The organism is Streptomyces sp. NBC_01808 (genome assembly GCF_035917395.1).
GTDB lineage: Bacteria > Actinomycetota > Actinomycetes > Streptomycetales > Streptomycetaceae > Streptomyces.
Map to the genome: position 1 here is coordinate 1,403,584 of NZ_CP109072.1, position 12,934 is coordinate 1,416,517.

At 75.0% G+C, this 12,934-nt stretch carries 10 protein-coding genes and 1 pseudogene; 6 read left to right on the plus strand and 5 right to left on the minus strand.

Features of this window, described 5'->3' with window-relative positions; translation table 11 throughout:
- The first annotated feature begins 17 nt into the window (after positions 1-17).
- On the plus strand, positions 18-554 hold the full coding sequence (locus OG946_RS05825) for a GNAT family N-acetyltransferase (RefSeq protein WP_326795079.1): 537 nt from the start codon (positions 18-20) through the stop codon (positions 552-554).
- Between the two features lie 278 nt (positions 555-832).
- Here OG946_RS05825 and OG946_RS05830 read toward each other — a convergent pair.
- Positions 833-1,870, minus strand: a pseudogene (locus OG946_RS05830) (aldehyde dehydrogenase family protein); the annotation flags it as partial.
- Positions 1,871-2,053: 183 nt separating this feature from the next.
- Between OG946_RS05830 and hmgA the strand changes: the two are divergent.
- From hmgA to OG946_RS05845, 3 genes are all read left to right on the plus strand, one after another.
- Complete coding sequence (gene hmgA, locus OG946_RS05835) at positions 2,054-3,418, plus strand: homogentisate 1,2-dioxygenase (RefSeq protein ID WP_326795081.1); 1,365 nt, start codon at positions 2,054-2,056, stop codon at positions 3,416-3,418.
- Positions 3,415-4,167: a GntR family transcriptional regulator gene (locus OG946_RS05840; RefSeq protein WP_326795082.1), complete on the plus strand. Its 753-nt coding sequence runs from the start codon at positions 3,415-3,417 to the stop codon at positions 4,165-4,167. Before hmgA ends, OG946_RS05840 begins: the two co-directional genes overlap by 4 nt.
- A gap of 586 nt (positions 4,168-4,753) precedes the next feature.
- Positions 4,754-6,187, plus strand: coding sequence for a type ISP restriction/modification enzyme (locus OG946_RS05845; RefSeq protein ID WP_326795083.1), 1,434 nt, complete (start codon positions 4,754-4,756; stop codon positions 6,185-6,187).
- 19 nt (positions 6,188-6,206) lie between these two features.
- Here the strand turns inward: OG946_RS05845 and OG946_RS05850 are convergent, their stop codons facing one another.
- Together OG946_RS05850 and OG946_RS05855 are read right to left on the minus strand one after the other, a co-directional pair.
- Positions 6,207-7,745, minus strand: coding sequence for a S8 family serine peptidase (locus OG946_RS05850; RefSeq protein ID WP_326795084.1), 1,539 nt, complete (start codon positions 7,743-7,745; stop codon positions 6,207-6,209).
- 77 nt (positions 7,746-7,822) lie between these two features.
- The gene (locus OG946_RS05855) at positions 7,823-8,578 is read right to left on the minus strand and encodes a TetR/AcrR family transcriptional regulator C-terminal domain-containing protein (RefSeq protein ID WP_326795085.1); all 756 of its coding nucleotides are present in this window, start codon (positions 8,576-8,578) and stop codon (positions 7,823-7,825) included.
- 69 nt (positions 8,579-8,647) lie between these two features.
- Between OG946_RS05855 and OG946_RS05860 the strand changes: the two genes are divergently transcribed.
- Both OG946_RS05860 and OG946_RS05865 read left to right on the plus strand, forming a co-directional pair.
- Positions 8,648-9,646, plus strand: coding sequence for an ATP-binding cassette domain-containing protein (locus tag OG946_RS05860; protein ID WP_326795086.1), 999 nt, complete (start codon positions 8,648-8,650; stop codon positions 9,644-9,646).
- The gene (locus OG946_RS05865) at positions 9,643-10,440 is read left to right on the plus strand and encodes an ABC transporter permease (RefSeq protein WP_326795087.1); all 798 of its coding nucleotides are present in this window, start codon (positions 9,643-9,645) and stop codon (positions 10,438-10,440) included. Before OG946_RS05860 ends, OG946_RS05865 begins: the two co-directional genes overlap by 4 nt.
- 108 nt (positions 10,441-10,548) lie before the next feature.
- On the opposite strand, the gene OG946_RS05870 is transcribed toward OG946_RS05865, so the two are convergent.
- Together OG946_RS05870 and OG946_RS05875 are read right to left on the minus strand one after the other, a co-directional pair.
- Positions 10,549-10,815, minus strand: coding sequence for a hypothetical protein (locus tag OG946_RS05870; RefSeq protein ID WP_078898157.1), 267 nt, complete (start codon positions 10,813-10,815; stop codon positions 10,549-10,551).
- Between the two features lie 202 nt (positions 10,816-11,017).
- Positions 11,018-11,938, minus strand: a complete 921-nt coding sequence (locus tag OG946_RS05875) for a hypothetical protein (RefSeq protein ID WP_326800475.1) — start codon at positions 11,936-11,938, stop codon at positions 11,018-11,020.
- Positions 11,939-12,934 lie beyond the last annotated feature (996 nt).

Here is a 12,934-nt window from a genome sequence, read left to right on the forward strand (position 1 = left end):
AGTACGAGGAAAGCCGGATGGTCTTCGGAAAGCTGGTGAAGCTGCGGGCGTTCGAGCCCGCGGAGGCGGACGCGCTGTGGCGGTGGAACCACGACCCCGACGTGATGCGCTGGATGGACGACGGCTACGCCGCATCGTTGGCGCGGGTCCGCCGGAACCTGGAGGAGCGCGCCCCGAACGCGTACGGAGACGTGCTGTACGCGGTCGAAGTGCTGGCCGACGGCGCGCTGATCGGCCTCGTCCGGCTGCGTGACGCCGAGCCGGAGACGGGCCTGGCCGAGTTGGACGTCTACCTCGGCGAGAAGGAGTACTGGGGCCGCGGCTACGCCACCGACGCGCTGCGCGCGATATGCCGCTTCGGCTTCGAGGACATGCGGCTGCACAAGATCTCGCTGACGGTGGTGACCGAGAACCACGCGGCGATCAGCGTCTACAAGAAGGTGGGCTTCGTGGAGGAGGGCCGGCTGCGGTCCGTGTTCCGGCGGGACGGGCGCTGGTACGACCAGTTCACGATGGGGCTGCTGGAGGGCGAGCTGCTGGACGACAGGCCGTAGTACCGGCACCTGCCCCGGAACGGCACCGGCACGGGCACGGCACCGGCACGGACCAGGTGCCCGGCCTGGGCGGCCGGGCACCTGGGTTCGGCGGGGGTGGATCGGCGTTCCGCCCCGCGCCGGCCGGCCCGGGGGCCGGGCCGTCGCCGCCGCCCCTCGCGGCGACGACGGGGCTCGGGGCGGGCTCAGCCGCAGTCGGCCTCCACCGCGCCCGCTGACCAGCGGACGCCGCCGAGGAGGTGGCGGACGAAGTCCGGCTCCGCGTACGACTCGGCGGTGTGGCCGCCGCCGGTGTAGAACGACCGGCCGCCCTCGTACTCCTGGCACCGGGCGATGGGGTGGTTCTCGCCCATCTGCCCGCCGTCGTAGGTCGACTCGTCGAGCGTGGCCAGCACGTGCGCGGTGTCGCGCGCGTTGGCCCGGTAGTCGTACCACTCGTCGTTGCGGACCCACTGGCCGTCCAGGTGCGCGGTGGCGTCGTGCGCGTGGTCCTCCACGTTCACCGTGGCCTGCTGGATCGCCGGGTGGGAGGCGAACCAGGCGCCGACCAGCTCGCCGTAGAACGGCCAGCCGTACTCGGTGTCGGCGGCGGCGTGGATGCCCATGTAGCCGCCGCCTCCCCTGATGTAGCCCTCGAACGCCGCCTGCTGGGTCCCGTCGAGCACGTCGCCCGTCGTGTGCAGGAAGACGACCGACTCGTACTGGGCGAGGTTCGCCGCCGTGAACGCCCCCGCGTCCTCCGTGGCCGTGACCGAGAAGTCGTTCTCGGTGCCCAGCTCGGTGAGCGCCGCGACGCCCTCGGCGGGCTTGAGGACCACGGTGCAGCCGGCGGCCAGCGCAGGGGCGGCCTTGGCGACGATCTGGTGCAGCGGGTAGTTCCACGGCGTGATCGCGCCGACGACGCCCACGGGCTCGTGCAGGACGGTGGCGGTCCCGGCCTTCTCCTCGTACGGGTACGAGGCGCCGATCTCCGCGTACGAGGCGGAGACGGCGACCGGCACCGCGGCGTGCACCTTACGGCTGAACGTCAGCGGCGCGCCCAGCTCGGCGGTGACCGTCGCGGCGACGTCCTCCGCCCGGGCGGCCAGCGCGTCGCTGAGCGCCCCGACGCGCGCGGCCCGGTCGGCGGGCGGGGTCGCCGCCCAGTGGGGGAACGCGGCGCGGGCGGCGGCGACGGCGGCGTCCACGTCGGCGGCGGTGCCGGCCGGGACGGTGGCGATGACCTGCTCGTCCGCGGGGTCGACGACCTCGATGACACCGTCGCCGGCGGCGGGCTGCCAGCGGCCGTCGATGAACATGCCGTCGTGAGCCTGCATCGGTACGTCTCCGGGTGGGTCGGCGGTGTGCGTACGGCACCAAACTAGCGCCGGTAGTTTTCGGCGCCCAGGCCGTCCGGGCGTGCGGTGGGTCACGCGCGCCGGGTGGCGCCGCCCGCGTGCACCTGAGACCATTCCTATGGTTCCCCATAGGAATGGTGACGGGAAGACGGGCGGTACCCCATGACCAGCAGCGCAGAGCAGGCACGGGCCGAGCAGGAGCGCGCCGAGCGGGCGCGCAAGACCGCCGAGGGGCTGACGTACCTCTCCGGCTTCGGCAACCAGCACAGCTCCGAGGCCGTCCCCGGCGCCCTGCCCACCGGGCGCAACTCCCCCCAGCGCGCCCCCCTCGGGCTCTACGCCGAGCAGTTGTCCGGCTCCGCGTTCACCGAGCCCCGCGCCGGCAACAGGCGCTCCTGGCTCTACCGCATCCGCCCCTCCGCCGCCCATCCCCGCTTCGTCCGCGCGGACAACGGCGCCCTGCGCACCGCCCCGTTCACCGAGGCGGTCCCCGACCCCAACCGGCTCCGCTGGAACCCGCTGCCCGAACCCCCGGCAGGCACCGACTTCCTCGCCGGCCTGTGGACCCTCGGCGGCAACGGCGACGCCGCCCAGCGCACCGGCATGGCGATCCACCTCTACGCCGCCAACGCCCCCATGGACCGCGTCTTCTCCGACGCCGACGGCGAACTCCTCGTCGTCCCCGAGCGCGGCGGACTGCTGCTGCGCACCGAACTCGGCCTGCTGCGCGCCGAGCCGGGACACGTCGCCCTCGTCCCCCGCGGCGTCCGCTTCCGCGTCGAGCCGCTGACCGCGGGCGCCACCGTGCGCGGCTACGTGTGCGAGAACTACGGCAGCCCCTTCGTCCTCCCCGAACTCGGCCCCATCGGCGCCAACGGCCTGGCCAACCCCCGCGACTTCCTCGCGCCCGTCGCGGCGTACGAGGAGACGGAGAGCCCGGTCGAGGTCGTCAGCAAGTTCTGCGGCAACCTGTGGACGGCCACGTACGACCACTCCCCGCTGGACGTCGTCGCCTGGCACGGCAACCACGTCCCGTACGTCTACGACCTGCACCGCTTCAACGTCATCGGCACCATCAGCTACGACCACCCCGACCCGTCCATCTTCACCGTCCTGACCTCGCCCTCCGACACCCCGGGGCTCGCGGGCGTCGACTTCGTCGTCTTCGCGCCGCGCTGGCTCGTCGGCGAGGACACCTTCCGGCCGCCGTACTTCCACCGGAACGTGATGAGCGAGTACATGGGCCTCGTCGAGGGTGCGTACGACGCGAAGACTGCCGGACCTGGAGGTTTCGTGCCCGGCGGCGGCTCGCTGCACAACATGATGTCCGCCCACGGCCCGGACCAGGAGACCTTCGACCGCGCCTCGGCCGCCGAGCTGAAGCCGCAGAAGATCGACGACGGGCTGGCGTTCATGTTCGAGACCCGCTGGCCGGTCACGCTCACGCCGCAGGCGCGGGACGCCGAGCACCTCCAGCAGGGCTACGACGACGTGTGGCGGGGGCTGCGGCAAGAATTCAGGCCATGACCGGCCTCTTCGCCCCCGACTCCCTCCAGCTCAACCGCAAGCTGCCGCTGTGGTACCAGGTGTCGCAGTCCATGCGCGCCTCGATCCTCGGCCGCCCCCCGGACGCGCCGCTGCGGCTGCCGACGGAGGAACAGCTCGCCGAGCACTACGGCGTCAGCGTGCTCACGCTCCGCCAGGCCCTCAAGGAACTGGAGGAGGAGGGCCTGATCACGCGGCACCGGCGGCGCGGCACGTTCATCGAGGCCACCGCCCGGCACACCGCCCCCGTCCGGCTGCTGGGCTCGGTCGACGCGATCGTCGCCCAGCAGTCCGGCGACCGCACGACGCTCCTGGCCCACGGCCCCGCCCCGGTCCCCGCGGACCTCGCCGGGTACTTCCCGGACCTCGCCGAGGCCATGACGTACCGCAGGCTGCGCCACGACGGCACCACCGGCGAGGCCACCAACTGGGCCGACAACACCGTCCACCCGGAGGCGGCGGCCCGCATCGACCCGGCGGACCTGGAGCGCTGGCCGATGACGAAGGTCCTCCGCGACCGCGCCGGCATCCGCATCGCCCGCATCACGGACACGGTCACCGCCACGCTGGCGGAACCGGAGACGGTCGAACTGCTCGGCGTCCCGCTGCTGAGCCCGATCCTGCACTACACGGGCGTCTCGTACGACGACGGCGGCAGGGTGGTGGACGTGGCCAGGATCCGCTACCGGGGCGACCGGTTCTCGTTCAGCGTGACCCTGGAGGCGCCGTAGCTCCGGAACGGCCCCGAGCCTCGGGCCGGCGGGAACTACGGTGGTGCGGGTGACGATCGTTGAGGTTGCGGCACGTACGCGAGTCGGTGGCGGGCACCCTGTCCGATCGGAACCCCGAAGGGGACTCTCGTCGAACTCGATGTCGACGGTCGGCACGCGGTCGAGCACGACATACTCGCCGGCCCCCCGCGACCGGGCTGGACGCCCTGGCGACGGGCGAGTTGGTGGCCGCCGGCGGTGGCGGCGAACTCGTGCTCGTGTCCGTGCGCGCCGACTCCGCGGAGACCCCGGCGCAGCCGGCGACACGTCGAGAGCCGCGGTCACCGCGTTCCTGGACGCCACCTCTGAACTTCCGGACGACGGCGAGCCGGAGACGCACCTGGTCCTGTCCGACGGGACCCGTACCTGGGATCCGGACGACCTGGCGGCCGTGACCACCGCGGCCCCGGGGGATCCGTCCTGGCTGCAGCTTCAGGCGGCCTTCAACAGCGCGCGACGGGACGGTGACGACGCCGGGGATGTCGCACCGGGATCGTAGGATGCGAAGCGCCCTGCGGGGGCTCGGGAATCGAGGGGAGGTCGCGGGATGGGTGGTTCGGCGGACGGCGGTCCGGCCGTGGCGGAGCCCGCCGCGTCCGCGACGGAGGTCCCGGCGGAGGAGCCACCGGCGGAGGAGCGGCCCGCGCACGCGGACTCCGCGGCGGACCCGCCCGCGGACGGTGCCCCGGCGCCGCGGCGGGCCGTGGCCAAGCCGCGGGCGCCCGTCGAAGGTTCATCGCCCGCCGCTTCCCGGGAGCCCGCCGAAGGCGACACCGCCCCGCTGCTCGCCGATCTCATGCCCTGGGGCGTCGCCCCGCTGCGGCTCGGGCGGGGGTGGGTCATGGCGCCCGACGCCGCCTCGCTGCGGCGGCGGTGGGATGCGCTCGTACGGGCCGAAGGCGACGAGCGGGACGCACTCTTCCGGGCGACGCGGGCGCGGACGGCGCACAGTGCCGTGGCGCAGTTGCCCGGCCGGGCCGCCGGGACCGGGCGGCTGGCGCGGGAGGCGGGGCCGTGTCCCGAGCCGGTGCGGGTGCTGCACGGGGCGTACGACCAGCAGTGGCTGATCCCCGACAACAGGCTGCTCGACGCCGCCCGCCCCGAGTTGTGGCGGGTCGCGGACGACCGGCAGTTGTTCGCCGTCGAGGCGGGGTACGTCACGCCGGCTCCCGGCGGGTCCGGCGGGCTCGCCGTGGTCGCGTCCGCGCTGCTGCCGGACGGGCGGTCGCCCGCCGGGCGCCCCGGCCGGATCCGGCCGCTGTACCGGCGCCCCCGGGGCCGGGAGCCCAACCTCCCGCCGCGGCTGCTGCGTTGGCTGGGGAGGCGGCTGGGCGGCAAGGTCGGCGCCGAGGACGTGTTCGCCTGGGTGCTGGCCGCCGGGCGGGCCACCCCGCGCGGGTGCGCGGTGCCGCTGACCGCGGACCCGGAGGCGTGGCGGGCCGGCGTGGCGCGGGGGCGGCGGCTGCTGGAGGTGCAGCTCCGCGGCGCCCGCGGCGGCGGCAAACCCCGGCTCCCGGGCGGCCGGCGGCCGTACGTGCGGGCGGCGCTGCCGGCCAGGCCCGCGGAGGTGTCGTACGACCCGGAGGAGGAGGCGCTGCACCTCGGCGAGGGCCGCATCTCGCCGGTGCCGCGCGGCGCATGGGAGTTCACGGCGGGCGGCGTCCCCGTGCTGGAGCAGTGGATCGCCGCACGGCTGGAGCCCGCCGAGCCGGGGACCCTGGCGGCGATACGGCCCGCGGCGTGGCCGCAGGAGTGGACGTCGGAGCTGCTGGAGCTGATCACCGTGCTGGCGCTGCTCGCGGAGGCGGCGGACCCGGGCGCGGACGAGGCGCGGGGCACGGACGGCACGTACCCCGCGGAGATCACCGCGGCCGAACTGCACGAGGCGGGCATCCTCCCCGCCCCGCCCTCTGCCCGCCGCCCGGCGTCGGTGCTGGACCACCACGAAGAGGGCCCGGAGGGGCAGTTCGCCCTGATCTGAGTACGCGTCGGGCGGGCGGCTAGCGGCGTACCGCGTCGAGGGCGTCGGCGATGCCCGCGCCGTAGAAGCCGTTGCGGCGGTCGTCGCCCTCGCAGACGGCGTTCTCGGCGCCGTCACCGTCCGGGTCGTAGGCGTCGGGGCAGCCGGGGTTGTCGGCGTGGGCGGCCAGGAGGGCGCGCAGCTTCGCGGGAGAGGCGCCCGGGTGCGCGCTCTTCAGGAGGGCGGCGACGCCGGAGACCTGGGCGGTGGCGGCGGAGGTGCCGGGGCCCGAGGCGTACTCGCCGCCGGGCCAGGTGGACAGGACGTAGGGGTCCCGCGAGGGGGTGTCGGGGATCTGGTAGTCGTCGCCGCCGGGGGCGGCGATGTCGATGACGCCGAGGCCGTAGTCGGAGTGGTCGGACTTGAGGTTCTCCGCGCCGACCGACGCGGCGCTGACGACGCCGGGCAGCATGTGCGGCAGCACGGGGCACGCGGCGGGGTCGACGGTGCGCTCGGCCGGTGTGCCGTCGCTGGGGCTCTCGGCGTCGGTGAACGCCGGGTCGGCGAGGTCGCGGCTGCCGTTGCCCGCGGCGGCGATCTGGAGCAGGCCCCTGCCGGTGGCGTAGCGCTGGGCGCGGGAGACGGCGTCGAGGATGGCCCGCTGGTCGGGGTCGTCGGCGCAGACGAAGTGCCACGGGTCGATCGAGAAGCTGCTGTTGGCGATGGCCATGCCCTGGTCGGCGGCGAAGACGAGCGCGCAGACGACGGACTCGGCGTAGACGAAGCCGTCGCCCGGGCCGGCCGCCTTGATGGCCGCGATCGTCACGTCCGGGGCGACTCCGGCGACGCCGAGGCCGTTGCGCGGGGCGGCGATCTGTCCTGCGACCCAGGTGCCGTGGCCGGCGAAGTCCCCTTCCGGGTACGGGCGCCAGGAGCCCGGGCTGGTGTCGGCGGCGCCGCCGACACAGTCGGCGGACTGTCCGGCGGAGAAGTTGGCGGCGAGGTCGGGGTGGGTGTCGTCGACGCCGTTGTCGATGACGCCGACGGTGACGTCCGGGCTGCCGGTGGACAGGGCGTGCGCCCGGTCGGCGCGGACGACGCGCAGGGACCACTGCTCGGCCTCCAGCGGCTCCGGCTCCGGCGGGATGGCACCGGCGCCGGCTCCGGTCCGTGGGGTTACGGCGCCGGCGGCCCCGCGGTCCTCGTACGCCCTGAACCGGCCCTCCTCCGGCGCCGCCGCCGTGCTCCGCAGCGGCGCGGTGCGCGTGGCGCCCGCGGACCGGACGCCGGGCACGGCGCGCAGCCTGCTGCCGAAGTCCGTGTCCGCAGCGTGCGCGACGGTCACGCCGATCTTCGGGTACGTGGCCACGACGGTGCCGCCGGCGTCGGCGGTCGCGGCCTCGACCCGGTCCAGAGTGGCGGCATCCGTCGCACTGTTGACGACGTACGACAGCGGGTCGCCCGGCGCCGCGGCCGGGCCCGGCGTGCCGCCCGTCGCGGCGGCGCCGGGCGCGAGCCCGATCGCGGCGGTCGCTGCGAGGCCGAGCGGCAGGGCGAGCAGGCGCCGGGAGAGATACATGGCAGTGGAACGTAATCCCGGGGCGGGACGCCTTCAAGAGGGCGGCGGGCACCGCCGGTTGACCTGGCAGAACCCTGTCACTCCGGCCCGCCGGAGGTCTCGAAGCCGTCCAGCACCCGTCCCAGCATCCGCTGGAACGCCGCCTCGTGGTCCCCCGGTTCCGGCGCCTGGGCCAGGGCCGCGGCCAGGTGGGGATACTCGCCCGTCGCCAACTGCCCCGCCAGATACGCCCCCCGGACCGCCTGTTCCTCCGCCTCGGTCCACGGCAGCGCACGGGCCCGCTCCGCGAGGGCGATCTCGAACGTGACGTAGCTGGTCACCGACGCCGTGACCATCGCGAGCAGCTCCATCTTCGTGCCCGGCGGCACGTCGAGGCCCGCCAGGGCGGCGAGGAACCGGTCGAGGTAGCGCAGCGCGTGGGGCGTGAACCCGTACGCCGTGGTCGCGGTGAGCCGCGGCAGCCAGGGATGCCGGCGCATCAGGTCCCGCGACTGCTCCGCCAGCGCCAGCACGTCGGCGCGCCAGTCGCCGGTGAGGGGCACCGACAGGTCGTACTCGGCGCTGACCGCGTCGACCATCAGCTCGTGCAGGTCCTCCTTGCGCGGCACGTAGTTGTAGAGCGACATGGTGCCGCTGCCGATCTCGGCGGCGACGCGGCGCATCGAGACGGCGTCGAGACCGTCCGCGTCGGCGATGCGGACCGCGGCGGCGGCGATCGCGGCGCGGCTGTGCGCCGGGCGCGGGCCGCGGCCCGCGCGCTCCGGGCGGGTCCAGATCACCTCAGGGGTGGCGCCGCGCGCCGCCCCGTCGGCGGCTCGTCCGCTCGCTGCCATCGCTGCCTTCCTCGGGGCCGTGGGGTGCCGGTTTACGTACAGCGTACTGAGTCGGCTATGCTCGGCCGCATGACAACTACGTACGCTGTACTTAGTGAGGCGCTGGAGAAGCGCTACGGCGACGTCCACGCCCTCCGCGGCCTCGACCTCGCCATCCCCGAGGGCACCGTCTGCGGCCTCCTCGGCCCGAACGGCGCCGGCAAGACCACCGCCGTACGTGTGCTGACCACGCTCGTCGCGCCGGACGGCGGCACCGCGCGCGTCGCCGGGCACGACGTCACCGCCGAGCCGGCCGCCGTGCGCCGGGCCATAGGCGTCACCGGGCAGGCCACGTCCGTGGACGACGACCTGTCGGGGCGCGAGAACCTGCGCCTCTTCGCCCGGCTCCTGCGCCTGCGCGGGCCGGCGGGGCGGGAGCGGGCGGACGAGCTGCTGGAGCGGTTCGGCCTCGCCGAGGCCGCCGACCGGCCGGCCCGCACGTACTCCGGCGGCATGCGGCGGCGGCTCGACCTGGCCGCGAGCCTGCTCTCCCGGCCGCGGGTGCTCTTCCTCGACGAGCCGACCACCGGGCTCGACCCGGCCAGCCGCGAGCAGATCTGGGCGGCGGTACGGGAGCTGGCGGCGGCGGGCACGACGGTGCTGCTGACGACGCAGTACCTGGAGGAGGCGGACCGGCTGGCCGACACGGTGGTGGTCGTCGACCACGGCCGGGCGGCCGTCACCGGCACGCCGGACGAGCTGAAGCAGCGCGTGGGCGCGTACGCGGAGGTGGTCGTGGCCGACGACACGGCGCTCGCGGCGGCGGCCGTGGTGCTCGGGCCGCTCACCGGCGGCGAGCCGCGGCTGGACGCGGAGCGGCGCGCGGTGGGGGCGGCCGCGTACGACCCGGAGCTGACGCTGCCGCGCGTGGTGCGGGAGCTGGACGCCGCCGGGGTGCCGGTGGTCGACGCGACCCTGCGCCGGCCGACGCTGGACGAGGTGTTCCTCCGGCTCACCGGGGCGGACGCCGCCGGGACCGCGAAGGATGCCGCCGGGACCGCGCAGGACACGAAGGAGGAGGCGGCATGAGCGACCTCGCGTACGACGGCATGGCCATCGTCGGCCGCCAGTTGCAGCGCGCCCGGCGCAACCCGGTGCTGCTCGTCATCACCCAGATCATGCCGCTGACGCTGCTGCTCTTCTTCGGCTACGTCTTCGGCAACTCCGTCTCACTCCCCGGCGATGCCGACTACCGCACGTACATCGTCCCGGGCCTCTTCGCCACCACCGCCGCCGGCGGCCTCGTCACCGGCATGCTCCAGGCCGCCGTCGACACCGGACGCGGGGTGACGGAGCGCTTCCGGGCACTGCCGATCAGCCGGGCGGCGGTACCGCTGGGGCACGCGGTGGCGGACGTGCTGCTGTTCGCCGCCGGGCTGGTGCCGCTGGTCGCGGTGGGCTACGCCGTGGGCTGGCGGAACGACGGCTCCGCGGCGGCGACGGCCGGGGCGCTGGGGCTGCTGCTCCTGCTGCGGTTCGCCTCGGCGTGGATCGGGATCCACCTCGGCATGGCCGTGGGCAACGAGGAGGCTGCGGGGCAGTTGGCGAGCACGACGTTCATGCTGCAGCTGCTGTCCAACGCGTACGTACCGACCCACGGCATGCCGGGATGGCTGCGGGCGGTGGTGGAATGGAACCCGCTCAGCGCGTACGTCACCGCCGTACGGGACCTGACGGGCAGCGCGCCGCCGGGGCTGGACGACGGGCCGGGCGCGGCGTGGCCGATGACGCATCCGGTGGCGGCGGCGCTGATGTGGTCGGTGGTGCTGCTGGCCGTGTTCGTACCGCTGGCGGTGCGGCGCAGCGCGCGGGGACGGGGCTGAGACGCACTGCTACGGGTCCGCTCGGGTGGGGGTGCGAACGGACGCGGGCAGCGATCGGGGCGGGCGCGGCATGCCGGGTCGCCGCGCCCGCCCCGATACGGCTGTCTGTCAGCTCCGGCGGTTGCCGAAGAGGGTGCGCCGCAGCTTCCGCAGCGGGGCGAAGAGGGAAACGCGCGCCATACGGCCCGGCTTCGCGGCCCTCTCCTCGCGCGCGGTCAGCTCACGCATCAGCATGGTGGCGCTGTCCGTGTCCCCCTGGGGGGCGGCGGGTCCGCCGAGCACGGCTAGATGCCGGTCGACGCGTGCCCGCGACGCGGTGCTCCCGCAGTTGATCGCAGGAACTCGCGCTTTGCCGCGCATTGCTATCTGATCCATGACACTCCCCACCCTTACGAGGGCTCCCGGCCCGGGCAGGCTAACCCTATCGTCTGCCTGCGTCACATGCGCATCCCCCACAAGGGAATCATCCCCAATTCCCGGCCCAGAACGCGGTCTTGACCTGGAGAACCGTTTCATCTGGCTGGAATACGCCCCTCGACGGTGGATCTCCTTCCGCTTCTTCCGGTTCCTCCGGGTCCTACGGCGCCGGGGTCGCGGACTCATCCGCGGGCGCGTCGACCGGCCAGGAGTACCAGGAGCCGTTGAGGGTGTCGTAGTCGTACAGCGGGCGGCCCTTGAGGGAGCTGGTACGGAACGGGGCGCCCTGGTCGTCGATGCGTATCGCCCCGGACTCGTCACCGCTGCTCCACTCGACCTCCAGGTACCAGCGGACGTCGTAGTCCTCGGTGTTGGCGTGGATGAGGAGGGACAGCGGCTCGTCGTCGGTGACGCGGAACGGCAGCGCCGGAGGATCCCATTTGTGCGTGGAGTCGCCGCCCTGCTGGGGCTTGAGAACGGGGCGGGGCTTGTCGAGATCGACGCGGTACGCCGCCTGGGTGACCTCGCCGCCGCAGCCACTGGACATCGCGAACGCGCTCCACGGCAGCGGGGTGCCGGTCGAGGTCTTGCGCACGTGGACGGCGTTGATGGTCACCGGCTCGTCGCCACGCGGCTCGATGGCGGCCTCGATGTTCGTGGTCCCGCCGTGGACGGCACCCTGGCTGGAGGCCCACGCCTCGGCGTCCTGTGCCATGGGCGGGGGCGGCACGTCGTCGGGCGACTTGTCGATGAGGTAGCGGTGGTCGCAGCCGTTCGACCAGACGTGGGAGCGGACGGACCAGGCCAGGGGGGTCTGCACGGCGGGCGTGTCCTTGCCCGCGGCTCCGGCCCCGCCCTTGCGGGGCGTGGCACCGGGGGTTGCGCCCGCCCCCGTGTCCTCACCACCGCCGGCGGGCGAGGGCTTGCGCCGCTCGGACGGCTCGTTGGACCGCTCCTTCTCCACGGTCTCGCCCCCCTGTGCGCCCCCGCCACCCCGGCTCCCGTCGGCCACGACGTCGCTCGCGCGCCCGGTGTCACCGTCGGCGCGGCCTTCACCGGTGGACCCGCTGGAGGTGGCCACAAACGCCACAAGCGCAGCAGCCGCCACCCCCACCCCGGGCACCCCCACCCGCCGCCACCGCCGCGCCCACCGCGGCCCGCGGCGGCCACCCGAGGGCGCGGAACCACCGGGGGCGGAGTCGTGACCAGGGCGCAACTTGCCGACAGACCGACGCTTTTCACCGGAGCCGGAGTCGCTTGCGACACCGCGGGCCCCGCGGGCGGCGGAGCCGAGGGAAGCGGAAGCCGAGGGCCCGTCGGTGGCCGCGTCAGCGCCTCCGGCCACGGAGGGCTGCACTGCGGAGTCCGTCGCGTCACCTACGTCGCCGCCCCGCCCGGCTGCACCGCCGGATGCGGCGGGCCGTGCGCCTGAAGCCGTCCCGGCCGCGGCGGAGCCCCTGGCCGGCTCCGCACCCGGACGGGCCGGGCGTCCGCCAGTCGCCAACGACCCGCCGCGCGCTTTCGGCGCGGGGGCGGTCGTGTCGTCGGTCGCGGCCGTGGTGGAGCCGCGCCCCCGCGGGGCGCCCGGAGGTGAAGGCGTCGTGGCGGTTGCGTCGCTCGCGTCGCCGCCCGCCGCCGCGGCGTTCGCCTCGTTCACATCGCCGGTGGCGCCGCCGCGTGCGCCGTCCGCTGCCGCGCCGGACCGGCCAACTCCTTCACTGGCGCCCGCAGCCTCGCCCGCGTGGGTCGTGGAATCGGAGTCCCCGCCTCCCGGTGCATCCGCCGATCGCGGCGATGCCGTACCCCGGTCCGCGCCAGAACTCCCGTCGCCCGCCCCGCCGCTCCGGCCCTCCTCCGGCCCATCCGCCGCCCACGACGGCGTCGTACCCGAGCCAGCACCCTTCTGGCGCCGGGCACCCGGCTGCGCGCCAACCGGTCGGCCGTCCGCACCGCCACGACCCGCACCGGCCCCAGGCCCGCCCGTGCCTCCCCGCGCCGCCGCGCCACTGCCCGGCCTCGCTCCAGGCGACCGGCGGTCCACTCCTCCACCGCTCGTGCCCGCCGCAGGCGCACCGCC